Source organism: Spirillospora sp. NPDC047279 (genome assembly GCF_040643285.1).
Classification (GTDB): domain Bacteria; phylum Actinomycetota; class Actinomycetes; order Streptosporangiales; family Streptosporangiaceae; genus Spirillospora.
The window spans coordinates 243,976-270,103 of sequence record NZ_JBEYUA010000002.1 but is presented as its reverse complement, the minus strand read 5'-3'; the positions used below and the strand labels follow the sequence as shown (position 1 = coordinate 270,103).

General features: G+C 70.6%; 29 protein-coding genes and 1 tRNA gene. 20 read left to right on the top strand and 10 right to left on the bottom strand.

The genetic code is table 11. The features are described 5' to 3' along the window. Nucleotides 1-97: 97 nt before the first annotated feature. The gene (locus ABZ810_RS05515; protein ID WP_358399550.1) at nucleotides 98-583 is read right to left on the bottom strand and encodes an NUDIX domain-containing protein; all 486 of its coding nucleotides are present in this window, start codon (nucleotides 581-583) and stop codon (nucleotides 98-100) included. Further along, the gene (locus ABZ810_RS05510; RefSeq protein ID WP_358399548.1) at nucleotides 583-1,311 is read right to left on the bottom strand and encodes a DUF427 domain-containing protein; all 729 of its coding nucleotides are present in this window, start codon (nucleotides 1,309-1,311) and stop codon (nucleotides 583-585) included. The genes ABZ810_RS05515 and ABZ810_RS05510 overlap by 1 nt, the downstream gene beginning before the upstream one ends. A 133-nt stretch (nucleotides 1,312-1,444) precedes the next feature. Here ABZ810_RS05510 and ABZ810_RS05505 point away from each other — a divergent pair, with 133 nt between their 5' ends. The 7 genes from ABZ810_RS05505 to ABZ810_RS05475 all read left to right on the top strand — a co-directional run bounded on the left by ABZ810_RS05505 (nucleotide 1,445) and on the right by ABZ810_RS05475 (nucleotide 7,822). Further along, a complete protein-coding gene (locus tag ABZ810_RS05505) occupies nucleotides 1,445-2,665 on the top strand; it encodes an HlyD family efflux transporter periplasmic adaptor subunit (RefSeq protein WP_358399547.1) in 1,221 nt (406 codons plus the stop codon). A gap of 191 nt (nucleotides 2,666-2,856) precedes the next feature. Continuing rightward, nucleotides 2,857-3,567, top strand: a complete 711-nt coding sequence (locus ABZ810_RS05500) for an ABC transporter ATP-binding protein (protein WP_358399546.1) — start codon at nucleotides 2,857-2,859, stop codon at nucleotides 3,565-3,567. Further along, the gene (locus ABZ810_RS05495) at nucleotides 3,564-4,841 is read left to right on the top strand and encodes an ABC transporter permease (protein ID WP_358399543.1); all 1,278 of its coding nucleotides are present in this window, start codon (nucleotides 3,564-3,566) and stop codon (nucleotides 4,839-4,841) included. Before ABZ810_RS05500 ends, ABZ810_RS05495 begins: the two co-directional genes overlap by 4 nt. Before the next feature lie 13 nt (nucleotides 4,842-4,854). Further along, nucleotides 4,855-5,448, top strand: coding sequence for a hypothetical protein (locus ABZ810_RS05490; protein WP_358399542.1), 594 nt, complete (start codon nucleotides 4,855-4,857; stop codon nucleotides 5,446-5,448). A 212-nt stretch (nucleotides 5,449-5,660) separates the two neighbouring features. Continuing rightward, nucleotides 5,661-6,107, top strand: coding sequence for a hypothetical protein (locus ABZ810_RS05485; protein WP_358399540.1), 447 nt, complete (start codon nucleotides 5,661-5,663; stop codon nucleotides 6,105-6,107). A gap of 123 nt (nucleotides 6,108-6,230) precedes the next feature. Next, nucleotides 6,231-6,854 (top strand): YceI family protein, encoded by a 624-nt coding sequence (locus ABZ810_RS05480; protein WP_358400311.1) that lies wholly within the window; start codon nucleotides 6,231-6,233, stop codon nucleotides 6,852-6,854. A gap of 443 nt (nucleotides 6,855-7,297) precedes the next feature. After that, complete coding sequence (locus ABZ810_RS05475; RefSeq protein ID WP_358399537.1) at nucleotides 7,298-7,822, top strand: hypothetical protein; 525 nt, start codon at nucleotides 7,298-7,300, stop codon at nucleotides 7,820-7,822. A gap of 77 nt (nucleotides 7,823-7,899) precedes the next feature. Here ABZ810_RS05475 and ABZ810_RS05470 read toward each other — a convergent pair whose 3' ends face one another. Beyond that, on the bottom strand, nucleotides 7,900-8,439 hold the full coding sequence (locus tag ABZ810_RS05470; RefSeq protein WP_358399535.1) for a hypothetical protein: 540 nt from the start codon (nucleotides 8,437-8,439) through the stop codon (nucleotides 7,900-7,902). Between ABZ810_RS05470 and ABZ810_RS05465 the strand changes: the two genes are divergently transcribed. The 9 genes from ABZ810_RS05465 to ABZ810_RS05425 all read left to right on the top strand — a co-directional run bounded on the left by ABZ810_RS05465 (nucleotide 8,438) and on the right by ABZ810_RS05425 (nucleotide 15,337). Continuing rightward, nucleotides 8,438-8,656: a TetR/AcrR family transcriptional regulator C-terminal domain-containing protein gene (locus tag ABZ810_RS05465; RefSeq protein ID WP_358399533.1), complete on the top strand. Its 219-nt coding sequence runs from the start codon at nucleotides 8,438-8,440 to the stop codon at nucleotides 8,654-8,656. The two genes, ABZ810_RS05470 and ABZ810_RS05465, sit on opposite strands and share 2 nt — an antisense overlap. 80 nt (nucleotides 8,657-8,736) lie before the next feature. After that, complete coding sequence (locus ABZ810_RS05460) at nucleotides 8,737-10,254, top strand: alpha/beta hydrolase (protein ID WP_358399531.1); 1,518 nt, start codon at nucleotides 8,737-8,739, stop codon at nucleotides 10,252-10,254. A gap of 47 nt (nucleotides 10,255-10,301) precedes the next feature. Further along, a tRNA-Thr gene (locus ABZ810_RS05455) sits at nucleotides 10,302-10,377 on the top strand. Nucleotides 10,378-10,477: 100 nt separating this feature from the next. Further along, nucleotides 10,478-10,774, top strand: a complete 297-nt coding sequence (locus ABZ810_RS05450) for a hypothetical protein (protein WP_358399529.1) — start codon at nucleotides 10,478-10,480, stop codon at nucleotides 10,772-10,774. 33 nt (nucleotides 10,775-10,807) lie between these two features. Further along, the gene (locus ABZ810_RS05445; protein WP_358399527.1) at nucleotides 10,808-11,344 is read left to right on the top strand and encodes a VOC family protein; all 537 of its coding nucleotides are present in this window, start codon (nucleotides 10,808-10,810) and stop codon (nucleotides 11,342-11,344) included. Further along, on the top strand, nucleotides 11,337-12,131 hold the full coding sequence (locus tag ABZ810_RS05440) for a MerR family transcriptional regulator (RefSeq protein ID WP_358399525.1): 795 nt from the start codon (nucleotides 11,337-11,339) through the stop codon (nucleotides 12,129-12,131). Before ABZ810_RS05445 ends, ABZ810_RS05440 begins: the two co-directional genes overlap by 8 nt. 100 nt (nucleotides 12,132-12,231) lie before the next feature. Next, nucleotides 12,232-12,759, top strand: coding sequence for a PadR family transcriptional regulator (locus ABZ810_RS05435; RefSeq protein WP_358399523.1), 528 nt, complete (start codon nucleotides 12,232-12,234; stop codon nucleotides 12,757-12,759). 14 nt (nucleotides 12,760-12,773) lie between these two features. After that, complete coding sequence (locus tag ABZ810_RS05430; protein WP_358400308.1) at nucleotides 12,774-13,502, top strand: ABC transporter ATP-binding protein; 729 nt, start codon at nucleotides 12,774-12,776, stop codon at nucleotides 13,500-13,502. Between the two features lie 5 nt (nucleotides 13,503-13,507). Continuing rightward, entirely contained in the window at nucleotides 13,508-15,337 is a 1,830-nt protein-coding gene (locus ABZ810_RS05425) for an FtsX-like permease family protein (protein ID WP_358399521.1), read from the top strand. A 47-nt stretch (nucleotides 15,338-15,384) separates the two neighbouring features. Here ABZ810_RS05425 and ABZ810_RS05420 read toward each other — a convergent pair whose 3' ends face one another. Further along, nucleotides 15,385-15,996, bottom strand: a complete 612-nt coding sequence (locus ABZ810_RS05420) for a TetR/AcrR family transcriptional regulator (RefSeq protein WP_358399519.1) — start codon at nucleotides 15,994-15,996, stop codon at nucleotides 15,385-15,387. 126 nt (nucleotides 15,997-16,122) lie between these two features. Between ABZ810_RS05420 and ABZ810_RS05415 the strand changes: the two genes are divergently transcribed. After that, nucleotides 16,123-16,491 (top strand): ester cyclase, encoded by a 369-nt coding sequence (locus tag ABZ810_RS05415; protein ID WP_358399517.1) that lies wholly within the window; start codon nucleotides 16,123-16,125, stop codon nucleotides 16,489-16,491. 159 nt (nucleotides 16,492-16,650) lie between these two features. Further along, the gene (locus tag ABZ810_RS05410) at nucleotides 16,651-17,010 is read left to right on the top strand and encodes a hypothetical protein (RefSeq protein ID WP_358399515.1); all 360 of its coding nucleotides are present in this window, start codon (nucleotides 16,651-16,653) and stop codon (nucleotides 17,008-17,010) included. A 126-nt stretch (nucleotides 17,011-17,136) separates the two neighbouring features. On the opposite strand, the gene ABZ810_RS05405 is transcribed toward ABZ810_RS05410, so the two are convergent. From ABZ810_RS05405 to ABZ810_RS05395, 3 genes are all read right to left on the bottom strand, one after another. Beyond that, nucleotides 17,137-19,515, bottom strand: a complete 2,379-nt coding sequence (locus ABZ810_RS05405) for an excinuclease ABC subunit UvrA (protein WP_358399513.1) — start codon at nucleotides 19,513-19,515, stop codon at nucleotides 17,137-17,139. 222 nt (nucleotides 19,516-19,737) lie between these two features. Next, a complete protein-coding gene (locus ABZ810_RS05400; protein WP_358399511.1) occupies nucleotides 19,738-20,091 on the bottom strand; it encodes a VOC family protein in 354 nt (117 codons plus the stop codon). Between the two features lie 107 nt (nucleotides 20,092-20,198). Further along, complete coding sequence (locus ABZ810_RS05395) at nucleotides 20,199-20,384, bottom strand: hypothetical protein (RefSeq protein WP_358399508.1); 186 nt, start codon at nucleotides 20,382-20,384, stop codon at nucleotides 20,199-20,201. A gap of 190 nt (nucleotides 20,385-20,574) precedes the next feature. Here ABZ810_RS05395 and ABZ810_RS05390 point away from each other — a divergent pair, with 190 nt between their 5' ends. After that, nucleotides 20,575-20,949 (top strand): hypothetical protein, encoded by a 375-nt coding sequence (locus ABZ810_RS05390; protein ID WP_358399506.1) that lies wholly within the window; start codon nucleotides 20,575-20,577, stop codon nucleotides 20,947-20,949. Nucleotides 20,950-20,973: 24 nt separating this feature from the next. On the opposite strand, the gene ABZ810_RS05385 is transcribed toward ABZ810_RS05390, so the two are convergent. From ABZ810_RS05385 to ABZ810_RS05375, 3 genes are all read right to left on the bottom strand, one after another. Continuing rightward, entirely contained in the window at nucleotides 20,974-22,005 is a 1,032-nt protein-coding gene (locus ABZ810_RS05385; RefSeq protein ID WP_358399503.1) for a cobalamin-dependent protein, read from the bottom strand. A gap of 3 nt (nucleotides 22,006-22,008) precedes the next feature. Continuing rightward, on the bottom strand, nucleotides 22,009-23,649 hold the full coding sequence (locus tag ABZ810_RS05380; protein ID WP_358399500.1) for a PP2C family protein-serine/threonine phosphatase: 1,641 nt from the start codon (nucleotides 23,647-23,649) through the stop codon (nucleotides 22,009-22,011). A gap of 445 nt (nucleotides 23,650-24,094) precedes the next feature. Then, complete coding sequence (locus ABZ810_RS05375; protein WP_358399498.1) at nucleotides 24,095-24,496, bottom strand: MarR family transcriptional regulator; 402 nt, start codon at nucleotides 24,494-24,496, stop codon at nucleotides 24,095-24,097. Between the two features lie 103 nt (nucleotides 24,497-24,599). Here ABZ810_RS05375 and ABZ810_RS05370 point away from each other — a divergent pair, with 103 nt between their 5' ends. Continuing rightward, nucleotides 24,600-26,042 (top strand): MFS transporter, encoded by a 1,443-nt coding sequence (locus ABZ810_RS05370; protein WP_358399496.1) that lies wholly within the window; start codon nucleotides 24,600-24,602, stop codon nucleotides 26,040-26,042. The last annotated feature ends 86 nt before the right edge of the window (nucleotides 26,043-26,128 follow it).

Genomic DNA, 26,128 nt, shown 5'->3' with positions numbered 1-26,128 from the left:
TCAAGACGAGACATCAGTTGGTGTAAAGCTCGTTGACAAAACGTTCCCCCGACTTGTGACCTCGGTGAGGAGTCGGAAGAAGGGCGCCCGGGGGCTCTCAGTCCACGTGGGGTCTGCCCAGGCTGAGCCCGTGGTCGATGCGGCGGCGCAGCGCCGGGTGGATGTCGTAGGAGTCGAGGTCGGCGGGGGTCACCCAGCGCACCTCCGAGGCCTCGTCGGTCGTGGTGGGCTCGCCTCCGACCGGCCGGGCGTGCAGGCAGATGTTCACCGGCTGCCGCACCTCGGTCTTCCCCTTCCGCACGTACTCGATCACGTGGTCGGGGGTGGTGAAGACGCCGACGAGGCCCGTGATCTCGATCTCGACGCCGGTCTCCTCGTGGCACTCCCGCACGCCGCACTCGGTGGCCGTCTCGCCCTTCTTCAGGCCGCCGGTCGGGATGGTCCACAGGCCGTTGTCGGGGCGGCGCAGCAGGAGGACACGGCCCGTCATGTCCCGGACGAGCACGCTCGCCGACGGCCTGCGGGTGGTCGGCTTGGGCGCGTCCGGGTTCTTCCAGTGGTCGATGCGCCGTGCCTTGCCCATCAGGAGAAAGGTGTCTTCGGGCGTTCCTGGAGGACGCCGTCCACGAAGATGTCCAGCTTCTCGTTGTAGAAGCAGACCAGCCCGGCCACGCGCTCGCTCTCGGGCAGCGGCGTCGGGTAGGACCAGGCGAGGTCCTTGTGCAGGCCGCCCCCGGCCCGGATCGCCCAGTACTCGGCGAAGCCCTTGTAGGGGCAGCCGGTCGAGGTCTCGGTCGGCTCCAGCAGGTCCATGCGCACATCGGTCTTCGGCAGGTAGTAGCGCGTCGGCAGCCCGGTCTCGAACAGCAGCCGCGCGTTGCCCGACTCCGCCACCGTCACCCCGTCCACCTCGACCCGGACGTGCCGCGAGCTCGGCAGGATGTCGATCCGCGCGTACGGGGACCGCGGGTGGATGAAGACCTCCTCGTCCTCCTCGAACCAGGCGTCCATCGTGTCCCACGTGATCCGTACCAGGTCGCGGAGCTCCTCCACCGGAGAGTCCGGGTAGCGGGTCGCCGCTCCCGCCGCCTCGTGCCCGTCCACCTTGATCGTGTAGGTGGTGGACTCGCCGCGGCTCGGTGAACGTTCACCAGGCCCGACCTCCACCAGGTCCGCCCGCACGTCGGCCAGTGGCACGTAGTAGGCGGGGTAGTAGGGAACCTCCCAGACGAGTGAAGGCCGGACGGTGTCGACCACCACCCGGCCCCCGAGGTAGGCACGAACGCGCTTGCCGCTGCGCTCGATCCGCACGCGAGTCTTCTGTGAGCCCATAACCGGGCAACAGCGCCCCCTCTCACGCTATTTCGGCCCCGCCGGACCGGATCTCATCGAAATCTCAGATTCGGATCACGATTCGCCCAGACGGAGCCACGAATCTTCGGGCATGAAATCGCCGTTCAAGCGCAGAACCCTGCTGGTCAACGGCGCCCTCGGCGTGCTGCTGGCCGGTGGCGTCGGCGCCGCTTATCTATCGCTGGCCGATGACGGGGCCGCCGCGCAGCAGGGACAACAACGGGTCTCCCGGGTGACGCGCGGAACGGTCGAATCGACGGTCTCGGCCTCGGGCGCCGTCGCCAGCTCGCAGACGAGGTCGCTCAGCTTCGGCGCCTCCGGCACCGTCAGCGGGATCGCGGTGAAGGTCGGGGAGAAGGTCTCCAAGGGCGAGACCCTGGCCCGGCTCGACCAGACCGCGTCGCTGGACAGCCTCAAGGCGGCCCAGCTCAGCCTGGACGCGGCGGCCGAGAAGCTCGACGCCACCTCGTCGTCGTCCGCGTCGTACGCGCAGGTGTACTCCAGCTACGTGCAGGCCAAGAACTCCTACCGGTCGGCGCAGCAGACCTACTCCGGCACCGTCATCAAGGCGCCGTTCGCCGGAACGGTCACGCAGGTGAACGGCAACGTCGGGGACTCCTCGAGCGGCTCCTCGTCCTCGTCCTCGTCGAGCGGGGGATCGTCCTCCTCCAACGGCTCGTCCTCGTCGGGCGGCGGATCGTCGTCCACGCCGTCCTCCGGCAGCGGCTCCACCACGACGACGTCGTCCGGCTTCATCGAGCTCGTCAACACCAGGTCGCTGGAGATCGAGGGCGACTTCACCGAGGCCGACACCACCAAGCTCAAGGTCGGCCAGGAAGCCACGATCACGTTCGACGCGCTGAGCGGCACCACCGCCACCGGCGAGATCAAGCAGATCGCGATCTCGCCCACCACCTCGGACAACGTGGTGAGCTACCCGGTGACGATCGCCCTCACCGACGTGCCGTCCGGCGTCCGGATCGGCCAGACCGCCACCGTCGAGATCACCACCGGCAGCGCCGAGGACGTCCTGTACGTGCCGACCGCCGCGGTGCGGACGGCGGGCGGCCAGAGCACCGTCACGGCCGTCGAGAACGGCGCCCACGTGACCAGGACGGTCACCATCGGGATCAAGGGCGACCAGGGCACCGAGATCAAGTCGGGCCTGAAGGAGGGCGACCAGATCGTCGTCACCTCCACCGCCACGACCACGACCGGCAACACCGGCAACCGCTTCCCGGGCGTGGGCGGCGGAGGCGGCGGACCGGGCGGTGGCGGCGGGATGCCGGGCGGCGGCGGTGGCCGCCGATGAGCCCGCACGACCTCCCGCCGGGCCGTCCCGCCCCGCCGCCGGCTCCGCGCGGCGACGGTGCGGCGATGACCCGACACGACCTGCCCGCGGTACCCCGCGGAACCCCTCCCGCTCCGGCTTCGGCTCCGGCTCCGGCTCCGGCCTTGGCCTCGGTCCGGGACGGGAAGCCGCCCGTTCTGGATCTCCAAGGAGTGACCAAGGTCTACGGCGAGGGCGACACCGCCGTGCACGCGCTGCGCGGCGTCTCGCTCACCGTCGAACGCGGCGACTACGTCGCGATCATGGGTGCGTCCGGCTCCGGCAAGTCGACGCTGATGAACATCATCGGCTGCCTGGACGTCCCCAGCGCCGGCCGGTACCTCCTCGACGGCCTGGACGTCGGCGGGCTGGACGAGCGGCGGTTGTCGATCCTGCGCAACCGCAAGCTCGGCTTCATCTTCCAGTCGTTCAACCTGATCCCGCGGATGACCGCGCAGGCCAACGTCGAGCTGCCGCTCGCCTACGGCGGCGTGAAGCGCGACGAACGCCGCCGCCGGGCGCTCGCCGCCCTGGCCGAGGTCGGCCTCGAGGCGCGGGTCGGGCACGAGCCGAACGAGCTCTCCGGCGGCCAGCAGCAGCGCGTCGCCGTCGCCCGCGCCCTCGTCACCGCCCCGACGTTGCTGCTCGCCGACGAGCCCACGGGCGCCCTCGACAGCACGTCCACCGCGGAGATGCTGGCGATCTTCGACCGGCTCAGCATGTCCGGCCGCACCATCGTCGTGATCACGCACGAGAACGAGGTGGCCGCGCACGCCAAGCGGGTGATGAGGCTGGTCGACGGCCGCGTCGTCGAGGACGTGCGCTCCGCCGACGTCGCCGCGCCGCCGCCGCGCCTGGCCTGGGTCAGCGAGGGAGCACGGTGAGCCCGTTCGAAGTACTGCGGTTCGCCCTGCGCGGCCTCGGCGCCAACAAGATGCGCAGCGCCCTGACGACGCTCGGCATCCTGATCGGCGTCGGCGCGGTGATCCTGCTGGTCGCGGTCGGCAACGGCTCGTCCGAGGCGATCAAGAAGAGCATCCAGCGGCTCGGCGCCAACTCGATCACCATCACCAAGTCGACCACCGGCGGCGGCGGGGGCGGCGGGGGAGGCGGCGTGGGAGGCGGCGGCTTCCGCGGCGGACCGCCCGGCATGAGCACCGGCCAGAGCAGTGGCCCGCGGACCCAGGCACGCGACCTGACCATGGCGGACGCCGCCGCGCTCGTCGACGAGGTGAACGCGCCGTCCGTCAAGAGCGCGTCCCCCGTCGTCAACTCCTCGCAGGTGACCGCGACGTACGAGGGCACCAGCGCGACCATCGACCAGTTCGTCGGCACGACCCCGTCGTACTTCCCGGCCGCGAACAAGGTCGTCCAGCAGGGCGCCGTGTTCAGCGCCGACGACGGCAAGGTCGCCGTGATCGGCAGCAGCGTCGCCGAGGAGCTCTTCGGGCGTTCGAACGCCGTCGGGCAGCGGCTCACCGTGTCCGGCATCCGCTTCACGGTGGTCGGCGTCCTCAAGGAGAGCGGCTCGTCGTCGTTCGCGTTCACGGACGCCGACAGCGTCGTCATCGCCCCGATCGCCGCCGTCCGCGAGACCCTCACCGGCTACGGCGGGCTCGACCAGATCGTCGTGGAGGCGCGCGACTCGGACGTCGTCGACGCCGCGCAGGCCGAGGTCACCGACATCCTCAACCAGCGCCACGACATCACGAGCACGCCCGACTTCCAGGTGACCAACCAGGCCAGCATCCAGTCGGCCGTCACCGAGTCGAACAGGACGTTCACCGTCCTGCTCGGCGCCGTCGCCGCCATCAGCCTGCTGGTCGGCGGCATCGGGATCACCAACATCATGCTGGTCACCGTCACCGAACGCACCAGAGAGATCGGCATCCGCAAGGCGATCGGCGCGCCGCGCGGCGCGATCCTCGGCCAGTTCATCGCCGAGGCCACCGTCCTCAGCCTCCTCGGCGGCGTGCTCGGCGTCGTCGCCGGAGTGATCGGCAGCCGCTTCACGATCGTCGGCGTGAAGCCCGTCATCGTGCCGTCGTCGATCCTGCTCGCGCTGGGGGTGTCGGTCGCCATCGGCCTGTTCTTCGGCAGCATGCCGGCCGGCCGCGCGGCCAAACTGCGCCCGATCGAGGCACTCCGCCATGAGTGATCCGAGGAGACCCATGAAGCCCGACGAGCCCGACCTGCTGGCGAACTCCCCGTTCAAGGGCGACCTGGAGGCCGAACTGGCCGCCGCGCCGCGCCCGCGGGCCCTCCCCGGCGCCACCGCGTACCTGGCGGCCGGCGTCCTCCTGGTGGCCGGCTTCCTCGGTGGCGTCCAGGCCGAGAAGGCCTGGTCCAACGACGACTCCGCCATCCCGCGCGCCGGCGCCTATCCGGGCGCCGCCGGAGGCAACCGCCCCTACGGCGGCGGTCCCCCGGGGAACGCCTTCGGCGGCGGCCAGAACGTGCCCGGCAACGGTGGCCAGAACATGCCCGGCAACGGCGGAACGCGCGGGAACGGCTTCGGCGGGCAGATGACGACCGGCACCGTCGTCAAGGTCAGCGGCGACACCGTCTACCTCCGTACGGCCGACGGCAAGACCGTCACGGTCAAGACCAGCGGCTCGACGGAGGTCCAGGTCACGAAGGCGGGAGCCCTCAAGGACCTGAAGTCCGGCGCCGCGATCACCGTCCGGGGCGCCACCGGCCAGGACGGCTCGGTCACCGCCACCACGATCAACCAGGGCGGCTCCACCCAGACCCGCCGTCCCTGACCCCCGCCCCCCTCGCCCGGCGTCGCTCCGACCAACGCAAGGCGGCGGCCCACTCGTACGGCCACGGCTCGGCGCGCACCCGTTCAAGCCCACCGGCCACGCCGCGAACCGGCCCGGCCTGGCGCTGGGCGGGGCGCGCGTCCTTCGAACTGTTGAGGACGCGTCATGACTGATCAACGAGGGCCCTGGGCCCATGAAGAGGAGAGAACGTGATGTTCACAGCGCAGAGGATGAGGCTCGCCGGTGGCGCGGCCGTGCTCGGAGGCCTGCTGCTCGGCGCCGCGGCGTGCGGCGGCGACGACGCCGGTGGGAACGCGTCGGCGTCCGCACAGCCTTCGAACGGGAACGACCAGATGTCCGCGTTCCGTGCCTGCCTGGAGAAGCAGGGCGTCACGATGCCGAACCGCGGCCCGGGCGACCGCCCCAGCGGCAATCCCTCCGACCGTCCGACCGGCCGCCCGACCGGGACCCCGCCGAGCGGGAAGCCCTCCGGCAGGCCGACCAACCGGCCCTCCATGTCGGCGGATCAGCAGAAGGCTATGCAGGCGTGCGCGTCCCTGGCGCCCCAGCGAGGCAATGGCGGCCCCGGCCAAAATGGCGGACCCGGCCAGAACGGCGGCCCCGGGCCCGGCAAACGTTCCGGGACCGACGGCGGCTGACCTCTCAGCCGATTCTCATGAACGCTTTATGCGGAGTTGCCTGGTCGGCACGTATCCATGGACTCCATGAGGCGGCATTGGAAACGTTGGACGCTGATCGGGACCATCGTGGCGTTGGTCCTCGTGGTCGGCGGTCCCTTCGTCTATATCAACTACATCCACGAGGACGCGCCCGAGCGGCTCTCGGTCAGTTCGGGCGCCACCCAGGGCACCGGACAGGCGACCGCGGTCGACGGCACGTGGAAGGTCGGGACCGGCTCGCAGGCCGGATACCGCGTCAAGGAGGTGCTCTTCGGCCAGAAGGTCGAGGCCGTGGGCCGCACGAGCGACGTCACCGGCGACCTCACCCTGAGCGGGACCAAGGTGGACAAGGGCTCGTTCACGGTGGACCTCGGCACGGTCAAGAGCGACGAGGACCGGCGCGACCAGCAGTTCCAGGGCCGGATCATGGAGGTCTCGACCTACCCGAACGCCACGTTCACCCTGACCGAGCCGATCGACCTCGGCTCCGTCCCCGCGGCCGGCGCCAAAGTCACCGCGAAGGCCACCGGAACGCTGAAGCTCAAGAACGCCGAGAAGGCCGTCACGTTCGACGTCACCGCGTCCCGTACCGGCGCCGACACGGTCGAGGTGAGCGGGACGATCCCCGTGAAGTTCGCCGACTACGGCATCGCCAACCCGAGCGTCGGCCCGATCCAGACCGAGGACAACGGCCAGGTCGAGTTCCTCCTCAAACTGACCCGCTAGAAACCCAGAACCACCCGAACGCTCGACGTTCCGCACGTGCGGCGCGGCCCGCGGGCTGCTCCCCACTCCAACCCGGTGGTTCTCCAAGACCAGGGGCTGTGCTGAGACCGCAGCACCGCTCCTGAGGCGTGGCCCGATCCCGGGTGAGGCCCCCGATCCCGGCCGGGCCCACGCCAAGCCGGTCGGGTTCCAGACGCCAAGAGCGGGTGCGTCCGGCCCCCGACCGGTCCCCAATCCCTCACCCACCCGCACCTCCAGCCACCCACCCAAAGCGTTCGCCCAAGCTCCTGGCTCAGGTACGTGTGAGCGGCCCAACTAGCGGAGCGCAGGTAACGACGCGTCCGGTCCCCGCGTCGCCATGACGGTTTGAGTGGTTCGGGAGCTGTGGCTTCGATGCCGTCCTAGGGTGATCGTTTTCGGGCGACGCTCAGTGAGGCAGAACGATGTACAGCTTCTACGTGTTCGAGGACTCGTTCTTTCAGGGTGGTGGCGGATGGGGCGGTCTGACGGTGGCCAGCAAGCTTCCGGAGATCGAAGAAGCCGTTGACGACGTCCTGCGGACCGGGTGGAACCTCAACTCGTCGGCGACGTTGGACATCCGCACGTATCAGCAAGGCGTGCTCTCGGTCGAGCGGGACCTCTACCGGTTCCTCAGGCTGGAGATCCCCGGCCTGTCCGAGATCCGCTGGGACGCGGATCGCCGCATCCTCGGTGGTACACCCCTGGCGGGCGGCCCCTTGGAATGGGTTACCGAGGACCTTGAGGCCGAGGAGCCCGAGGATCTGGACGAGCGGATGTGGGTGCTCCTCGACGAGACATTGCTGAGGGACGGCGAGTACAAGGTCACCGTTGACTGGAAAGGACTCCAGTTGCCGGAGTTGACCGCGCCGCTGCTGCCCGAGGGGACCGGGGTCGAGTTGGACGACGAGGACGACGAACTGGAGTACGGCTTCAACGACCTCCTCTGAACAGCGAGCTCGTGCACAGCCCTCAACTCCATCGCCGAACAGATAGGCCTACCGGGGCGGTGAGATTGAGGGCGGCATCAGTGGGTGGAGGCGGTGTCGGGGGTGGTGTCTCGTGAGGCGGGCTGGTCGGCGGAGGCCGTACGGGGACGGCGGCGGGGGAGAAAGAGGAGGGGGACGAAGGCCAGGGCGGCTCTGGCGGCCGCCCACCAGAGGGTGTCGGTGAAGGCGCCGGCCAGCAGGTGGGTGTCGGTGCTGGCGGTGGCTTCCTTGAGGTTGCCGGTGGCGCCGGGGACGTGGTCGCGGATGGCCGTCTGGAGGATGACCGCGATCGCGGCGACGCCGAACGAGCCGCCGACGCGGATGAGGATGTTGGAGCCCGTGGTCGCGGTGGGGATGGCGGCGCGGTCGAGGCCCTGGTAGGAGGTGCCCATGAGGGACGGGGCCAGGATGCCGTGGCCGAGGCCGATCAGGAGGACGGCGCCCATGAGCGCGAGACGCGCGGTGCCGGGCTCGACCATGGTCAGGAGGACGGTGCCCGACATCATGAGGAGCAGGCCGAACGGGCTCAGCAGGCGGGCGCCGTGGCGGTCGGCCAGCTTGCCGGAGATCGGCATCATGACGGCGGCGCCGACGCCCAGTGGAGCGAGGAGCCATCCCGGCCTCGAACGCGGTGTCGCCGCGGACGATCCGCGCGTACCCTCTTTCCGCGACCTGCTCGCGTCCGGCGAATTCCCGCATCTGGAGGACGTCTTCAAGCGCGGCATCATGGGCGGGCAGCACTTCGCGCAGGGGCTGACCTGGCTGCTGGACGGCATCGAACGGCAGTACGGCTGACCGGAGCCGTGGCTGTAGCGACCCGAACCCCGTAGCGTAGGCACGGGCGTACGAGCAGCGACGACGAGACGGGGGCCCACGTGCGGGCGACGAGGTTCACGAGCGCGGCCGTCATGCTGACGCTCGCGTTGGCGACCGGATGCAACGGCGACGACCCGGGGCAGCCCACCTCCACGTCACCCCAGGCGAGCGCGCCGGCCGGCCTCGACGCCTTCTACGGCCAGAAGCTCGACTGGACGGACTGCGGCGGCGGCTTCCAGTGCACGACCGCCTCGGTGCCGCTCGACTACGCCAAGCCCGGCGGCCAGAAGCTCAGCCTCTCCCTGATCCGCCTGCCCGCCGAGGACCAGTCGAGCCGCATCGGCTCGCTGTTCACCAACCCGGGCGGCCCCGGCGGCTCGGGCGTCGAGTTCGTCCGTTCAACGGGCCGCATCTTCGGTGCCGACCTGCGCAAACGTTTCGACATCGTCGGCTTCGACCCCCGCGGCGTGGGCAAGAGCGCCCCGGTCCGCTGCATGACCGGGCCCGAGCTCGACCGCTTCTTCGCCACCGACACCTCGCCCGACGACCAGGCCGAGCTCGACAGGCTCTCCACCGAGAGCCGGGCGTTCGCCGACAACTGCAAGGCCAAGGCGGCCGAACACCTCCCCTATGTGGGCACCGTCAACGCCGCCCGCGACATGGACGTGCTCCGGGCCGCCGTAGGCGACAAGAAGATGACCTACTACGGCGCCTCCTACGGCACGTACCTCGGCGCCTTCTACGCCGAGCAGTTCCCCCAGAACGTCCGGGCCCTCGCCCTGGACGGCGCGGTCGACCCCAAGGAATCGGCGACCCAGACCCTCGTCGAACAGTCCAAGGGCTTCGAAACGGCCTTCCGCGCGTTCGTCGGAGACTGCGTCCAGCGCCCCGACTGCCCGCTCGGCACCGACACCAAGGCCGCCATCGAAAAGGTCGCCGCCCTCCAGAAGCAGGCCGACCAGAAGCCCCTGACCAACAGCCGCGACGCCCGCCCCGTCACCGAGACCCTGGTGACCATGGGCATCGCCCTGGCCCTCTACCTCAAGGAGCTCTGGCCCACCCTCCGCCAGGCCCTCACCCAGGCCATCCAGCGCGGCGACGGCACGTCCCTCCTGCTCCTGGCCGACCAGCTGGTCGAACGCGACCAGAACGGCACCTACAGCAACCAGACCGACGCCAACATGGCCGTCAACTGCGTCGACAAGCCCAACCCGCCGGACGTCACCACCTACAAGAAGTCCGTCGACGAGGCCGCCAAGGCCTCCCCCCAATTCGGCTCGTTCGTCGTCTGGGGCGGCCTGCCCTGCGTCTACTGGCCCGCCAAGACCAAGGAAGAGCCCAAGCCCGTCACCGCCAAGGGCTCGGCCCCCATCCTGGTCATCGGCACCCTGCGCGACCCCGCCACCCCCTACAAGTGGGCCCAGTCCCTCGCGTCCCAGCTCGACTCGGGCGTCCTCCTCTCCCTGGACGGCGACGGCCACACCGCCTACCTCCAGGGCAACCCCTGCATCATCCGGGCCACCGACGACTACCTCGTCTCCGCCAAGCCCCCGAAGGACGGCACCCTCTGCCGCTGATGCGCGCGCACCGCCCAAGACCCGGTAGACTGCTGCCCGCACGACCCGCCGCCTTAGCTCAGTCGGCAGAGCGATTCACTCGTAATGAATAGGTCATCGGTTCGATTCCGATAGGCGGCTCCACCTCAGCGGCCCCTTCTGATCACTCGGAAGGGGCCTCTCGCATGACTGCCTGACTACAGGGCCCAGGCTAAGGACGCAGCGACGCTGGAGAGGCGTTGGCGTGATCTACGACGGCATTGAGCACTTCCCGGTGACGGAAGACGCTGAGTTGCTCGCACAGGTCGAAGCCAAAGACGCCGAAGGTATCGACTCCGCGCAATTGGCGAAGTTCGCCCACTCGATCGGCCCTCGCCCCTCCTGGTCACGCGGAGTTGGTGGCGAGCCGGAACAGATCAACGACCACTACCGCTACGTGTCCGGGCGGGAACCGGCTCCACGGTCGGAGACGCCGCGTGATTCCCAGGCTGCTGCAATCCCGCCGCCAGAGCGACGCGTCGGTACTCGGTGCCCGGGTTGACCCTCACGTTGGGTGAGGCTGGAGGGTGGGTGCATGAGCGACTACTACGACGCGTTCGAGATGAGTCCCGTGCCCGATCCCGGTCCGGATGCGGTTCCGCCGGAGCTGTTCCGTGGCATCTATGGGATGCCCGCGTTCGTGACGATCCCGACGGACGATCTGGCGGCGTCGGTGGACTTCTGGGTTCGTGGGCTCGGGTTCTTCGAGCTGTTCGGTATCCCCGGCAGGCTTGTGCATCTCCGGCGGTGGGCGTTCCAGGACGTACTCCTCGTCTCGGCGGAGAGCGTTCCGGAGCAGGCGCCGGCGATCAGCTTCAGTTTCGCGTGCGTGCTCAACCAGGTCGATTCCGTTGCCGAGGCTTGTCGCGCGCTGTCCCCGAACTCGGTCGACGGCCCACAGGACACTCCCTGGAACACCCGCGATGTGTCGGTGATCACTCCCGAGAACGCACGGATCGTTGTCACTGCGGCCAAGCCCTTTGATCCGGCCAGTCAGGAGGCCCGGAACCTTGCGGCCATCGGGATCACCCCACCGGGCGCCGGTCGCGGCGACAATGAGGAGCATGCCTGATGCCAATGGCCTGACCGTCGGTCAGGTCTCGACGCGCCTGGGCGTGACGGTCCGCGCGCTGCATCACTGGGATGGGATCGGTCTGGCGCGGCCGTCGCTGCGCACGGACGCCGGATACCGGCTCTACACCGCCGGCGATCTGGAACGCCTGCACCGCATCGTCGTCTATCGCGAGATCGGTCTCGGTCTGGACAGGATTCAGGCCATCCTGGACGACTCGACCGCGGACGTGCTCGGCGCATTGCGCGCGCAGCGCACCCAGGTCGCTGAACGGATCGACCGCCTCCAGCAGCTCGGCGCCGGACTGGATCGGATGATCGACGCCCACGAGCGCGGCCTGCTGCTGACCGTCGAGCAGCAGGCCGCGATCTTCGGTGCCCAGTGGAACCCGGACTGGCCCGCCCAGGCCCGTCAGCGCTACGGGGACACGGCGCAATGGCGGCAGTACGCCGAACGTTCGGCCTCGCGCGGTCCGGAGGAATGGCAGGCCATCGCCGACGCCGTTGCCGGCCTCGACCGCGCCCTCGGGGATGCGATGGACGCCGGCGTCCCGCCTGGTAGCGCGGAGGCGAATCAGCTCGTCGAGCGGCATCGCGAGGTCTTTGCCTCGTACTTTCCCCTCACCAGGCAGATGCAGGTCTGTCTGGGGCGCAGGTTCGAAGCCGATCCGGCATTCGCCGCCCATTACGACGCGATCCGGCCCGGGCTCGCCACCTGGTTTCGTCAGATCATCGACGCCAGCGCGCGCGCCCACGACATCGACCCCGAAACCGCGACCTGGCAATAGAACGCGAGCACGGAGCGCTGCCCCCGTCCCGCTCGCGGGGACTCTGGTGCCAGGTGAGGGATAACGGTTAGACTCGGCTAACGGTTAGCTGGGGAGGGGCATGCAGCAGGAAGTCGTGCTGGCGATGCTGGCCAAGGAGCCCTCGCACGGGTACCAGCTGCGGGCGCGGCTGCGCGATGCGCTCGGCCCTCTCGGTGAGGCGATGAACGCCGGCCACGTCTACGTCACGCTGACCCGGCTGGAGAAGGCCGGCCTGCTGGCGGTCGAGCGACCCGCGGACGGCACCGATCGTTCGGATCGCAAGGTGTACGCGCTCACCCCCGAGGGCCAGCAGCGCGTCGCCGAGTGGATCGCCGAGGTGAGCTGGCCGAAACCCGACCTCGCCGAGTTCCACCTCAAGCTGATCGCGGCCGCGGCGGCCGGCCTGGCCGACCCGCTCACGATCGTCGACACGCAGCGCCGCGAGTTGTTGCGCCGTCTGCGTGACGCGCAGCGCGCCGCGATGGCCGAGCCGGGCCATTCGGACGCGGCGCTGTTGCTGGAGGGCATCGTGCTCCGGCTTCAGGCGGACCTGCGCTGGCTCGAGGCGTGTGAGCAGAGCTGGACCCACCGAAGGAGCGGATCGTGAACATCGCCGCCGACATGCCCGTGCTTCGCGCCCGCGGCTTGCGCAGGGAGCACGGCAAGGGGGAAGGGCTGGTGCGCGCCGTCGACGGGGTCGACCTCGACGTCGCCGCGGGAGAGACGGTGGCGGTGATGGGACCGAGCGGCTGCGGCAAGTCGACGCTGCTGCACCTGCTCGGAGGGCTGGACCGCCCCTCCGGCGGAGAGGTGTCGCTGAACGGCCGCCGTATCGACGACCTCGGCGAGAGGGCCCTGGCCCGTATGCGGCGTACCGATGTGGGCTTCGTCTTCCAGGCCTTCCACCTGATGGACGAGCTCACCGCCATCGAGAACGTCGAGCTTCCCGCGTTGCTGGCCGGACGTTCGCCGCGTACGGCCCGGAGGCGGGCCGCGGACCTGCTCGAACAGGTCGGGCTCGCCGAACGGGCGCGGTTCCTGCCCGCCGCGCTGTCGGGCGGCCAGCGGCAGCGCGTCGCGGTCGCGCGGGCGCTGAGCAACGAACCGCTGGTCGTTCTCGCCGACGAACCGACCGGAAACCTGGACAGTGCCGCCACCCTGGACGTTCTCCAGCTCTTCGACAGGCTCCACGAGTCCGGGCAGACGCTGGTCATCGTCACCCACGACGCGCGGATCGCGGCGACGGCGGACCGGCTGATCTCGATGCGCGACGGCGCGTTCGTGGACGAGACCCGGTTGTCGGGCGGCACCACCGGGCGGCTCGGCGCCTTCGTCGGCCTGGAGGACTGAGGACGATGGGCCGGATCCTGCTCGTGGGCCGCCTCGCCGTGCGTGACCTGCGACAACGCCCCGTCGAGGCGGCGCTCCTGCTGCTGGCCGTTCTGGCGGCCACCACGACGTTGACGCTCGGGCTCGTCCTGCGTGACGCGGCCGCGGACCCGTACCAGAGCACCCGGGCGGCGACCAGCGGACCCGACGTGGTCGCCAGCGTCGGCGGATCCGCCGAGCTCCCGGGCCTCGAGAAGCTGGCCGGTGCTCCCGGCGTCGCCGGCCACGGCGGGCCCTACCCGGTCGCCGCCGCCGAAATCCAGGCCTCCGGCCGGACGTCGGACGTGCAGGCCGTGGGCCGCGACGCCGCGCCCGCGCCGGTCGACCGGCCCGAACTCCTCCAGGGCGGTTGGGTCAGCGACGGCGGCGTGGTGATCGAGGCGGCCTTCGCCGCCAGCCTCGACGTGCGCGCCGGTGACCGCGTCACCCTGAACGGCCGATCGTTCAAGGTCGTCGGCGTCGCGGTCAGTGCCGCCATGCCGCCCTATCCGGGCGCGTCCTGCGTCCTCCCCTGCATGAGCGGCCCCCTTCCCGACGACCCGCCTCCGGGGTTGCTGCGGAATCCCGGGCTGGTCTGGCTGACTCAGGCGGACGCACGGAGCCTCGCCGCCGATCCGTCCTCCCTCGCGTACGTCATGAACCTGAAGCTGGCCGATCCGGATCAGGCGCCGGCGTTCGCCGAGGCCCACTCCTCGGCGGGCCCGAACGCGCCCCGCCTGGAGACCTGGGGGAACGTCCTCGACGAGGCCACCGCGCTGGCCAGGGACACCCAGATCCTTCTGATGATCGGCGCCTGGCTGCTGGGCCTGCTCGCCGTGGCCAGCCTTTCGGTACTGGTCGGCGGCCGGATGGCCGACCAGACCCGGCGCGTCGGGCTCCTCAAGGCGGTCGGCGGCACACCGGGCCTGGTCGCCGCCGTTTTGCTCGCGGAGTACGTCCTCGTGGCCCTCGTCGCGGCCGCGGCCGGGCTGGCGGTCGGATCACTGACCGCTCCGTTGCTCACCGAGTCCGGCGCCGGCCTCGTCGGCAGCGCGGGCACGCCGTCGGTGACCGTCTCCACGGCCGGCCGGGTGACCGCCGCGGCCCTCCTCGTCGCGGTGGCCGCGACCCTCGTCCCGGCCATGCGCGCCGCCCGTTCCAGCACCGTCGACGCGCTGGCCGACTCGGCCCGCCCGCCGCGCCGCACCGGCTGGCTGATCGCGCTCTCGGCGCGGCTTCCCGTCCCGCTGCTCCTGGCCCTGCGGGTGGCCGCCCGGCGGCCGCGCCGCGTCGTGCTGAGCGTGGTCAGCATCGCGATCACGATCAGCGGGATCTTCGTCGCGCTGATCCTCAACGCCTTCCTCACCGCGGGGCCGGTCGAGAGCGGATACGACGATGCGCAAACTGAGGTCCTGAGGCGCGTCCTTCTCGTCGTGATGGTCACGCTGATCTCGTTGGCCGCGGTCAACGCCCTCGTCGTCACCTGGGCGACGGTGCTCGACAACCGGCGTTCGTCGGCGCTGGCGCGCGCCCTCGGCGCCACCCCGCGAGAGGTGACCGCGGCCCTGGCCGCCGCCCAGGTCCTCCCCGCCCTCACCGGAGCCGTCCTGGGCATCTTCCCGGGAGGCTTCGCACTGTTCGCCGCCATCAACGCGATCACCGGCGGCGACAGCGACCGAGCCACATTCCCGTCCCCCTGGCAGTTGCTCGCCCTGATCCTGGCGACAGTGCTCGTGGTGGCGGCACTCACCGCGCTCCCCGCCCGCCTAGCCGCCCGCCACCCCGTGACCGCACCTCTCCAGACCGAACGCGCCTGACGCCCCACCGATCACGACGACCCCGCCAGCGCCAGAGGATGCCGAAGTTACTGGGGTGGGGGGCGTAGGCCGTCGAGGATGAGGCGGGCAATGTGGGCTGAACGTTCGCGGCTGGTCTCCGCGCCGGCGTGGCGGATCGCGGCGAAGGCGCCGGCGACCAGGGCCATCACCTCGTCGACGGAGACGTCCTGGCGTACGGCACCGGCCGAGTGGGCGCGATCCAGCAGGTCCGAGACATGGCGCGTGAGGTCCGCGGCGACGTCCGGGGCGGCGGTGCGCAGGTCGAACTCGGCGGCCATGAGCGCGCTCTTGACGGCCGCGTTCTCGGCTCCGTTGGTCATCATCCGGGCCAGCAACTCGAACAGGGCGCCGGGATCGTCGTTCCCGGCGAGCGCCTCCGCTCCCGCCACGAGCTGCTTCAGCTGGTCGATCGTGACGGCGAGGTAGAGCGCTTCCTTGGTCGGGAAGTGCCGGTGGACGGTGCCGGGGCCGACGCCCGCACGTCGGGCGATCTCGTCGAGGGGGACGCCGAGCCCCTCCGTCGCGAACAGCTGCTGCGCGGTCCGCAGCACCCGCTCCCGATTGCGGCGCGCGTCGGCTCGCAGCTCCCGGTGACTGCCGTGAGCTGCCGGAACGTGGTCAGGCGGAGGGCTGGTCATATCGGCACCAGCATAACCGGGGCGCCGCACCGTATACTCGAAGCGCGTAAACGGGGCGACGCACCGCTTAGTGGTCGGCGTCGCTCGCCATGCCCTCGATCGACCGACCGCGAGGAGATCACGCCGATGACCGCACGAGACGACGCGAAAGCCCTGGTCCAGCGGATGCAGGAGTGTTTCAACACCCGGCGGTTCGACCAGGCGGCGGACCTGCACTCGCCCGATTTCTTCAGCCATCCGCTCGGCGCGACCGGGTTCGAGGCGGGCAAGGACGCCTGGCGCAAGCTCGTCGCCCTCTTCCCCGACGTGCGCGTCGTCGCCCAGGACATCCTGGTCGACGGCGACAAGGTCGCCGTCCGCTCGTCCGTCGAGGGGATCGCGGGCCCGGACGGCGACGCGCAGCCCATGCTGATCGAGATCTTCCGCATCGACGACGGCCGCTTCGCGGAGATGTGGGGGATCACCGAGGGCCCGGACCCGCGCATCAGCGCCTAGGTGTAGCAACCCGCAGGTTTGTTGACGCGGGTGCAACGGCGGACCGCCTGGCGAGGGAACCAGGCGGGATTGGGGCTTGCAGTCTGTACGGGGGTACGGGCTTACCGTCGAGATCGGGTCGCCGGCGGGCGGCCGAGGTCGAGACGAGGGGGCCGGGAGATGGCCGAGTCCGAGGTGCCGATCGTGTGCACGCTCTCGCCGAACGAGATGGTGGGGCGGCTGACGGAGTTCGAGACGCTGTTCGCCGAGGCCCTGACCAAGGTGGAACGTGAACCGCTGCGGTTGCGGCTGACTTTCGGCGCCGGCGTCGGCGCCGCCAAGGAGGCTCGGCTCCGGGACGTCTTCGCGGCGGAGCAACGGTGCTGCGCGTTCCTGGCGTTCACGTTCGACCGAACGGACGCGGGCCTGCGGGTCGAGGTGACCGCGCCGGAGGACGCGGCGGCGACGCTGGACGGCATGCAGGCCCTGGCCGAACGCAACGCCCCGCCGGAGATCGTGGCGACCGGCTGGACGGGCTGAACTCGCGACCTCGAAGACCCTGGCGAGCCCGCGCCGGGCTGACGGGCCGGGCGGCGGCCCGGGGACGGCTGGGGACGGCCGAGGGCCCTTCCTGGTCAAGCCGGGAAAGGGCCCTCCGGGGCGCTGTCAGGCGCCGGTGTAGGCGGCCAGGTGCTGGCCGGTGAGGGTCGAACGGTCCTTGACCAGGGCGGCGGGCGTGCCCTGGAAGACGATCTGGCCGCCGTCGTGGCCGGCGCCGGGGCCGAGATCGATGATCCAGTCGGCGTGGGCCATGACGGCCTGGTGGTGCTCGATGACGATGACCGACTTGCCGGCGTCGACGAGCCGGTCGAGGAGGCCGAGGAGCTGCTCGACGTCGGCGAGGTGGAGGCCGGTGGTGGGCTCGTCGAGGACGTAGACGCCGCCGTTGCCCGCCATGTTGGTGGCCAGCTTGAGCCGCTGCCGCTCGCCGCCGGACAGCGTGGTGAGCGGCTGGCCGATGGTGAGGTAGCCGAGCCCGACGTCGGCGAGCCGGTCGAGGATCTTGCTGGCGGCCGGGATGTGCGCCTCGCCGTTCGCGAAGAACTCCTTCGCCTCGTTCACCGGCATGGCGAGCACCTCGGCGATGTCGCGGCCGCCGAGGTGGTGGTCCAGGACCGCCGGCTGGTACCGCTTGCCCTCGCACTCCTCGCAGGTGGTGCTGACGCCGGCCATCACGGCCAGGTCGGTGTAGATGACGCCGGCGCCGTTGCAGTTGGGGCAGGCGCCCTCGGAGTTGGCGCTGAACAGGGCCGGCTTCACGCCGTTGGCCTTCGCGAACGCCTTGCGGATCGGTTCGAGCAGCCCGGTGTAGGTCGCCGGGTTGCTCCGCCGCGAGCCGCGGATCGGGGTCTGGTCGACCGAGATCACGCCGTCCCGCCCCGCCACGGAGCCGTCGATCAGCGAGCTCTTGCCCGAGCCGGCGACCCCGGTGAGGACGACGAGCACGCCGAGCGGGATGTCGACGTCGACGTTCCGCAGGTTGTGCGCGTCGGCGCCGCGCACCTCCAGCCGGCCGGACGGCTCGCGTACGGACGGCTTGAGGGAGGCGCGGTCGTCCAGGTGCCTTCCGGTGAGGGTGCCGCTGGTCCGCAGCCCCTCGACGGTGCCCTCGAACACCACCTCGCCGCCCTCGACACCGGCGTGCGGGCCGAGGTCGACGACGTGGTCGGCGATCGCGATGGCCTCGGGCTTGTGCTCGACGACCAGCACGGTGTTGCCCTTGTCGCGGAGCCGCAGCAGCAGGTCGTTCATGCGCTGGATGTCGTGCGGGTGCAGGCCGATGGTGGGCTCGTCGAAGACGTAGGTGACGTCGGTGAGCGAGGAGCCGAGGTGGCGGATCATCTTGACGCGCTGCGCCTCGCCGCCGGACAGGGTGCCGGCCGGGCGGTCGAGGCTGAGGTAGCCGAGCCCGATCTCGACGAACGAGTCGAGGCTGTGCCGCAGCGAGCCCAGCAGCGGGGCCACGGACGGCTCGTCCAGCTCGCCCACCCACTTGGCGAGGTCGGTGATCTGCATCGAGCAGGCGTCGGCGATGCTGATCCCGGCGATCTTGGACGACCGGGCCTCCGCGCTGAGCCGGGTGCCCTCGCACTGGGGGCAGGTGGTGAACGTCATCGCCCGCTCGACGAACGCGCGGATGTGCGGCTGCAGGGAGTCGACGTCCTTGGACAACATCGACTTCTGGATCTTGGGGATCACGCCCTCGTACGTCAGGTTGATCCCGTCGACCTTGATCTTGGTCGGCTCCTTGTAGAGCAGGTCGTGCCGTTCCTTCTTGGTGAACTTGCGGATCGGCTTGTCCGGGTCGAAGAAGCCGCAGCCGCGGAAGATCCGGCCGTACCAGCCGTCCATGCTGTAGCCGGGCACGGTGAGCGCGCCCTCGTTCAGCGACTTGGAGTCGTCGTACAGCTCGGTGAAGTCGAAGTCGGTGACCGAGCCCCGGCCCTCGCAGTCGGGGCACATGCCGCCGGTACGGGTGAAGGTCGCCTTGACGGCCTTCTTGTTGCCGCGCTCGACCGTGATCGCGCCGCTGGCCTTGACCGAGGGGACGTTGAAGGCGTACGCGGACGGCGAGCCGATGTGCGGGTCGCCGAGCCGGCTGAAGAGGATGCGCAACATCGCGTTGGCGTCGGTCGCGGTGCCCACGGTGGAACGCGAGTCGGCGCCCATCCGCTGCTGGTCGACGATGATCGCGGTCGTCAGCCCCTCGAGGACGTCGACCTCGGGGCGCGCCAGCGTCGGCATGAAACCCTGCACGAACGTGCTGTAGGTCTCGTTGATCATCCGCTGGGACTCCGCGGCGATCGTGTCGAACACCAGGGAGCTCTTGCCCGAGCCGGAGACGCCGGTGAACACCGTCAGCTGGCGCTTGGGGATCTCGACGCTGACGTCCTTGAGGTTGTTCTCGCGCGCGCCCTGGACGCGGATCCGGCTGGCGACGCCCCATGCTGGCGGCTGCGCGTCCGTCTTCTTGGCCATGCTCATCGTCTCCATCTGTTACCCGGGTCCGCCTCGGCGGTCTCCGTCGGCGTCCCCCGGCCTGAACGATCACCTTCGGGCCGTACGCCTGGCTCTCCTACGTCGGCGCTGGTCGCGGCAACGAGTCACTTTCTACCCGATCGGCGTCTCAGGTCTGGTGGCGCGACCTGCGGGCGGGTGGCGCGACGCCCGAGCGTCGCACCGCCCCGATGCCCGCGCGCGCCGCGCTCAGCGGTCCTCGAGCAGCCCGAGGACGTTGCCGTCCGGGTCGGTGAACGTGGCGACCACGCGCCCGCCGCCGACCTCGCGCGGGGCGGTCTTCACGGTGGCGCCCGCGGCGGTCACCTCGGCGAGCTTCGCCTCGATGTCGCCGACCTTCCAGTAGGCGACCGGCGAGGTCATGCCGTCCGCGCCGCCCGGGACGAGCCCGATGTGATGGTCCTCGGTCTCGAAGCCGACGTAGTAGGGCTCGTCGGTCTGCGGCTGGAAGCCGAGCAGAGCGGCGTAGACCGGCTTGGCCTTCGCCACGTCGGACACGGGATGCAGAACGGTCTTGATCCCCTCGGTGGGCGTGCTGCTCATGGTCACTCCTTGAGGTCATGGGCCACGATGGCCCGGCCGGCGGCTCGTTGACTCCCACGGTATGTGCGACCTGGTCATCGGCACTTCTCGAATCCTGCTCGTCTGGGTCACCCGGAGCTGTCGGCCAGGGCCCGGGTGGAGGCGTCGAGGATGCCGCCCAAGGCGGTGCGGGCGTCGTTCAGCCCCCGGATGCGGGAGTCCAGGCCGGCCAGATGGACCCTCAAGTGATCAAGGACGCAGGTCTGGAGGCGGGCGGTCGCGCCGGTCTCGCGGGACAGCGCCCCGATCTTCATGTGACCTGCCTCACCGGGTACCAGCGTTGTAGCTGACATTGATGTCACGTCCTGCCTTCGAGCGGCCTCTGTCCCTTCTCGTGAGGTCGATCGCGGCGTTCGGGTCCGTTCCGAACGGTGAACGGGCTTTCGGAAGGGGGACCGGCGGCGTTGTGATGGCGGCTCCGGATCCTGATCGGAGGCGTTCGACATGCTCGAGGTGCTGCTCGCGGTGGCGATGGCCGTCAGCCCGCCCGGGGGCCCGGCGTCTCCCGCGGGGGAGGAGTGCCGGGGGAGGGACGGGGCCTCGGTGTGCGTCGTCAGGGCCGGGGAGTGGATTCAGAGGGTCTGGGCGGTGCGGGACGAGGCCGGGTGGGTCTGTGACTACGTGGGGGCCCTGGCGGTGTACGACGGCGAGGGCCGGAAGGTCTACCAGACGCGCAGCCGGATCAACCGGGGGTGCTCGTACGGGCGGGTCTGGGCGGGCGGGATCGTCAACCGGGAGGGGCGCAGGGTCTGCGCGTCGTGGTGGGAGAGGGGCGGGCGGAGGCACGTCGCGACCGCCTGCGCGCCCCTCCCTCGGTAGGGGAGGGGCGCGCCGGGCGGCCGGTCAGGTGGGGGCCAGGACGGCGTAGGCGTGGGCCAGCAGGGTCTGGGTGCGGGGGAAGTCGCTGAAGGTCGACCTCACCAGGTCCAGCGTGGGGCGGATGCAGTGCGTCTGGGCCGGGATGCCGCGGCTGCCCAGGACCTCGGTGATCCAGGTGACGTAGCGGGTGAAGACCTCGATGTCGTTCAGGTAGAGGCCGGTGGCGAGGAAGTCGACCAGGTGGGCGACGCACTCGACGGTGTCGTCGTGCTGGCGGCCCGGCATCTCGGGCAGCTGGGCCAGCACCTGGGGGACGATCTGCGAGGAGTAGCGGCTGACCATCGTGTACTCCTGGTCGGCCAGGTGGGGGAGGTCGTCGATGGGCTGGTGGTCGTGGGACGGCGGGTCGGGACGGCCGTCCGCGAGCCCGTCGGCCACGCCGCGTGCGTCGCGCGCCCAGCCGTCGGCGCCGAGCAGGCGGGCGTAGCGGTCGTCGTTGCCGTAGGCGGCCCCGCCGACCAGGGCGGGGATGCCGATCGACTGGCAGGCGATGACGGTGGAGTGCGCGGTGGGCAACCGGGTCGCGATGCTGCTGGAGAGCGCGACGACGTCGGGCCGGATGCGGTGCAGGTGCATGATCAGGTGCGGGATGGGCATCTGCGCGCCGAGGTAGTCGACCTGCCAGCCGCGCAGGCGGAGGACGGTGGCGAGCAGGCGTGCGGGCAGCGCGTGCCACTCGCCGTCGGTGCACGTGACCATGATCCGGCCCTTGCCGCCGTTGCCCGGACGGGCGGACGGGCGGTGCGCGAGGACGGCGATCGTGCGTTCGCAGATCGCGGTGGCGATGTGCTCCTGGACGACGGTCATGCGGTCGGCGGCCCATTCGACGCCGACGCGTTCCTGGAGGGGCGCGATCACGTTTAGCAGGAGCGACTCGACGTCGCAGCCCGCGTCGACCGCGGCCAGCGCGGCGTCGGTGGCGGCGTGCTCGTCGCCGTCGACCATGGCCTTCCAGAGGTCGTCGACGTGTTGTTCCAGACCGGCCGGGGGGATCATCGGTCAACCTTCCGTTGGAGCGGGTCGGCGGCCCCGGCGCGGTGTGATCGCGATGACGGCCATGTCGTCGTGGTGACCGTCACCGCCCCAGTCGGACGCCAGCATCTGGACGCGCTCCACCAGCGCGTCCGGCGTCATCCCGCCGCACCGGGCCAGTTCCTGGTGGAATCTGACATCGCCGAACATCTCGTCACCCGTTGGGCCGCCTCTGGCTTCGGTGACGCCGTCGGTGTGCAGCAGGCAGGTTTCTTCGGGGCCGAGCTCGATGGAGACCGTCTCGGCCTCGATCTGGTCCATGACCCCGATCAGCGTGCCGACCGTGGGGACCTCCTCGACCCTTCCGTCGGCACGCAGGATGACCGGCGGCGGATGCCCCGCGCTGGTCAGCCGGATGGAGACCCGGTCGCCGAGGCGCCGGAGCGATGCCAGCACGAGCGTGACGAACCTGTAGGGGTCGCCGTGCATCAGCAACATCGCGTTGAGCCGTTCGAGCACCAGGTGGTGGTCGCCGGCCACGGGCAGCAGGACCTGGAGGGCGTTGCGGATCTTGCCGGTGAGGACGGCGGCCCGCAGGCCCTTGCCGCAGACGTCGCCGAGGACGACGAGGGACTCGGTGCCGTCGCCGGCGGCGGGATACAGGTCGTAGAAGTCGCCGCCGACCCGGCCGTCGACGCCCGAGGGGGTGTAACGCGCCGCCAGCTCCACCCCGTCGAGGTCGCGGACGTGCGGCGGCAGCAGCTCGTCCATAAGGATCTCGCTCATGGACGTCTGCTCGGCGTACAGGCGCGCGGCCGACAGCGCGGTGCCGGCGCGGGCGGCGAAGAGGCGGGCGAACGCCTCGTCCCGGTCGGTGTAGGCGGGCTCACCGGACCCCCGGACCAGCACCAGCGCGCCGACCGGCGTCCCCGGACCGGGCAGCGTCGTCACCACGATCGAGCCGGGCTCGCCGATCCTGCCGCGCAGCAGGGGCGCGGGGAGGGAGCCGGGGTCGATCCACCGGGACGGCACGGGCGGGTAACCGTCGAGGGCCTCCGGCAGCCCGGGCAGCTCGGCGGGGTCGATGGCGAGGTCCTCGGAGACGACGGCCCCGTCCGGCCCGCAGGACACGGACGTGTACGGGCGGCCGGGCGTGCGGGTCACGACGAGCGCGAGGTCGGCGAGGTGCTCGGCCGCCAGCCGCACGGTCGCCTGGAGGCAGAGGTCGGTGTTGAGCGATGACAGGTCGCTCGCGGCCTCGGCCAGGAACGCGGCGCGCTCGCGTTCGAGCCGCAGCGTGTCGGTGCCGTTCGGCCGCCGGTCGGTGCCGTCGACGAGCCACCAGACGATGTGCCGGACGCCGCGGTCGTTCCAGCGGGTCGGGTGCGCCTCGTAGGTGTGCTCGCCGATCGGCCCCCGGACGGGCGCCAGCGGGACGGCGCGTTCGGTGTCGATGAGCCGCAGGTGCGCACGGGCGAGCCAGCCGGGGACGGCGTCGGCCAGCGGGACGCCGGGCGCGGCGGTGCCGAGGAGCACCCGCGCCACGTTGTTGACCTGACTGATCACGGCGTCCGCGTTCGCGGCCAGCACGGGGTAGGGAGCGAGGACCCAGATCGGCTCGCTGGCCTCAATGTCCGCGCTCTCAGGTCGCCTCGCCAAACCGGTCACACCCACTACTCCGTGGAGATCTTCGGTTCTTGCATCGCCGGCTTGCCGCCGGGGGTTCGGTTTCTCACCCTATCCGGCAAAGCCAATCCGCTTCGGGCATTCCGTCCTGTTGCCCGTGCAGGAAAGATCAATTTAAGGGCATGTGAAGAGTGGTGAACGGTGCGGTCATCTGGAGGGGTTCCGGGAGTGTGCGATGACGGCAGCCGAGGCGTTCCGTGAGGTAGCGGGAGTGCGGGTCGGCGGCCCAACGATCTCAGTGCGACCCGTTTGTTGGTATATGACCTATTTTGTTCCGGCTTTGTGGGGGACCTGTCGGCGCCGCGCCGTGAACGGTCGATATGGACCGGATGAGGTCAATGACTTGACGGGTCATACCGAATACCGATGGGTATTTTCCTGCGCCCGTTCGGCTCGTATATTAAACAGCCGACGGCGGAGCGCGCGCCTATACGTGGGTGACGGCCGGCGGCGCGGCGGGGGCCAGGTGCTCGCCGAGGATCGTGAGATGGGTCTCACGCGCCTCGCCGTGGAGGCGCCGGCCGTGCTCGGTCACCCGGACGAAGACGCCGCGGCGGTCGAACTCGCAGAGGGCCCGCTCGACCAGGCCCTGCTTCTCCAGGCGTGCGACGGTGCGGGAGAGGGCGCTCTGGCTCAGGTACATGTCGGAGGCCAGCGTCTGCATGCGGCACTTCTCCGACTGGAGGCCGACCAGGCGGTCCAGCGCCTCGAACTCGCTCATGGACAGGCCGTGCCGCGCCTGCAGCTCGCGATCGAGGTGGCAGGCGACCTCGTTGTAGCAGGTCGCGAGGCTGCGCCACCGGCCGACCAGCTCGGTCTCCGACTCCATGGCCCGCATCCTAGTGGGCGCCCCGGGGTGGTTGCAAGCGCATTAAATGCGTCAGAATCTTGTGCGTGGACATTTGATGCGTGTGCATGTACCGTCCTCCGTCGTGACTATCACCGAAACGTCTCCCGTCTCCACGACGGCCCCTGAGACCGCTTCCGCCGAGCAGCGCTGGACCCCGCGACTGTGGGGGGTCCTGGCGGTGCTCTGCGCCGTGTTGTTCCTGGACGGCCTCGACGTCTCGATGGTGGGCGTGGCGCTGCCGTCCATCGGCACCGAACTCGGCATGTCGACCACCGCCCTGCAGTGGATCGTGAACGGCTACGTGCTCGGGTACGGCGGCCTGCTGCTCCTCGGCGGCCGCACCGCCGACCTCCTGGGCCGGCGCCGGGTCTTCCTGATCGCCCTGGCCGTGTTCGCGATCGCGTCACTGGTGGGCGGCCTGGTCGACGACGGCACGCTGCTCATCGTCACCCGTTTCGTCAAGGGCCTGGCGGCCGCGTTCACCGCGCCCACCGCCATGTCGATCCTGACCACGACCTTCCACGAGGGTCCCGCGCGCAACCGGGCACTGTCGGTGTTCTCGGTGTTCGGCGCCAGCGGCTACTCGTCCGGCCTGATCCTCGGTGGGCTGCTGACCAGCTTCGGCTGGCGGTGGACCTTCCTGACCCCCGTCCCGCTCGCCGTGCTGGCGCTGGTGGCCGGGTACTTCCTGATCCCCAGGGACGGGCGCGCCGAGGAGGGCGGCCACGACCTGGTCGGCGCGGTCACACTCACCGGCGGCATGCTCCTGGCCGTCTACACGGTGGTGTCGGCGCCCGAACGGGGCTGGCTCGACCCGGTGACCCTCGGTTCGGTCGTGCTCGCCGCCGCGCTGCTGGCCGCGTTCTTCTACACCGAGAACAGGGTCGCGCACCCGCTCATCCGGCTCGGCATCCTGCGGATCGGCAGCATCGTGCGGGCCAACCTGAGCATCGTCGCGCTCTTCGGGTCGTACCTGAGCTTCCAGTTCATGATGACGCTCTACCTCCAGGACGTGCTGCGCTGGTCGCCGCTGAAGATGGCGCTCGCGCTGCTGCCCGCGGGACTCCTCGTCGCGTTCGGCTCGCCGTTCGTCGGCAGGCTGATCGACCGGTACGGGACGTCCCGGCTGATCCTGAGCTCGATGACCTCGCTCACGCTGGGGTACGTGTGGTTCCTGGCGACCGCGGGCAACGCGCCGCACTACGCGATCACGATCCTGCCGACGATGTTGTTCCTGGGCGGCGGCTTCGCGTTCGGGTTCAGCTCGATCATGGCGCAGGCCACCGACGGCATCGACGACTCCGAGCAGGGCCTGGCCTCCGGCCTGGTGCAGACCTCGGGCCAGGTCGGCGCCGCGCTGGTGCTGGCCGCGGTGACCGCGTTCGTCGCGGGTGGCGCGCACGACGGGACCGCCGACTTCGGCCAGTTCCACGCCGGCGTCAACCTCGTCTCCGGGGTCGCGCTGGTCGGCCTGGTCCTCAACCTGATCCCGCTGTTCCGCCGCTACCAGCCCCAACACGCCTGACCGGACGCGGCGCGCGTGCCCGGGGTGCGGCGCGCGTGACCGGGATGCGGTTGAATGCGCGCGTCCTCCCAGGGCCTGTCCGGCTC

Bases quoted from the DNA above. Each gene is read 5' to 3' on its own strand.
- ABZ810_RS05430 (WP_358400308.1), top strand. From the start codon at position 12,774: ATGCCCGTGCTTCGCGCCCGCGGCTTGCGCAGGGAGCACGGCAAGGGG.
- ABZ810_RS05505 (WP_358399547.1), top strand. From the start codon at position 1,445: ATGAAATCGCCGTTCAAGCGCAGAACCCTGCTGGTCAACGGCGCCCTC.
- ABZ810_RS05515 (WP_358399550.1), bottom strand. From the start codon at position 583: ATGGGCAAGGCACGGCGCATCGACCACTGGAAGAACCCGGACGCGCCC.
- ABZ810_RS05410 (WP_358399515.1), top strand. From the start codon at position 16,651: ATGGCCGAGTCCGAGGTGCCGATCGTGTGCACGCTCTCGCCGAACGAG.
- ABZ810_RS05465 (WP_358399533.1), top strand. From the start codon at position 8,438: ATGACGGCGGCGCCGACGCCCAGTGGAGCGAGGAGCCATCCCGGCCTC.
- ABZ810_RS05400 (WP_358399511.1), bottom strand. From the start codon at position 20,091: ATGAGCAGCACGCCCACCGAGGGGATCAAGACCGTTCTGCATCCCGTG.
- ABZ810_RS05445 (WP_358399527.1), top strand. From the start codon at position 10,808: ATGAGCGACTACTACGACGCGTTCGAGATGAGTCCCGTGCCCGATCCC.
- ABZ810_RS05490 (WP_358399542.1), top strand. From the start codon at position 4,855: ATGAAGCCCGACGAGCCCGACCTGCTGGCGAACTCCCCGTTCAAGGGC.
- ABZ810_RS05395 (WP_358399508.1), bottom strand. From the start codon at position 20,384: ATGAAGATCGGGGCGCTGTCCCGCGAGACCGGCGCGACCGCCCGCCTC.
- ABZ810_RS05415 (WP_358399517.1), top strand. From the start codon at position 16,123: ATGACCGCACGAGACGACGCGAAAGCCCTGGTCCAGCGGATGCAGGAG.
- ABZ810_RS05390 (WP_358399506.1), top strand. From the start codon at position 20,575: ATGCTCGAGGTGCTGCTCGCGGTGGCGATGGCCGTCAGCCCGCCCGGG.
- ABZ810_RS05485 (WP_358399540.1), top strand. From the start codon at position 5,661: ATGTTCACAGCGCAGAGGATGAGGCTCGCCGGTGGCGCGGCCGTGCTC.
- ABZ810_RS05405 (WP_358399513.1), bottom strand. From the start codon at position 19,515: ATGAGCATGGCCAAGAAGACGGACGCGCAGCCGCCAGCATGGGGCGTC.
- ABZ810_RS05425 (WP_358399521.1), top strand. From the start codon at position 13,508: ATGGGCCGGATCCTGCTCGTGGGCCGCCTCGCCGTGCGTGACCTGCGA.
- ABZ810_RS05475 (WP_358399537.1), top strand. From the start codon at position 7,298: ATGTACAGCTTCTACGTGTTCGAGGACTCGTTCTTTCAGGGTGGTGGC.
- ABZ810_RS05420 (WP_358399519.1), bottom strand. From the start codon at position 15,996: ATGACCAGCCCTCCGCCTGACCACGTTCCGGCAGCTCACGGCAGTCAC.
- ABZ810_RS05440 (WP_358399525.1), top strand. From the start codon at position 11,337: ATGCCTGATGCCAATGGCCTGACCGTCGGTCAGGTCTCGACGCGCCTG.
- ABZ810_RS05470 (WP_358399535.1), bottom strand. From the start codon at position 8,439: ATGATGCCGATCTCCGGCAAGCTGGCCGACCGCCACGGCGCCCGCCTG.
- ABZ810_RS05435 (WP_358399523.1), top strand. From the start codon at position 12,232: ATGCAGCAGGAAGTCGTGCTGGCGATGCTGGCCAAGGAGCCCTCGCAC.
- ABZ810_RS05385 (WP_358399503.1), bottom strand. From the start codon at position 22,005: ATGATCCCCCCGGCCGGTCTGGAACAACACGTCGACGACCTCTGGAAG.
- ABZ810_RS05375 (WP_358399498.1), bottom strand. From the start codon at position 24,496: ATGGAGTCGGAGACCGAGCTGGTCGGCCGGTGGCGCAGCCTCGCGACC.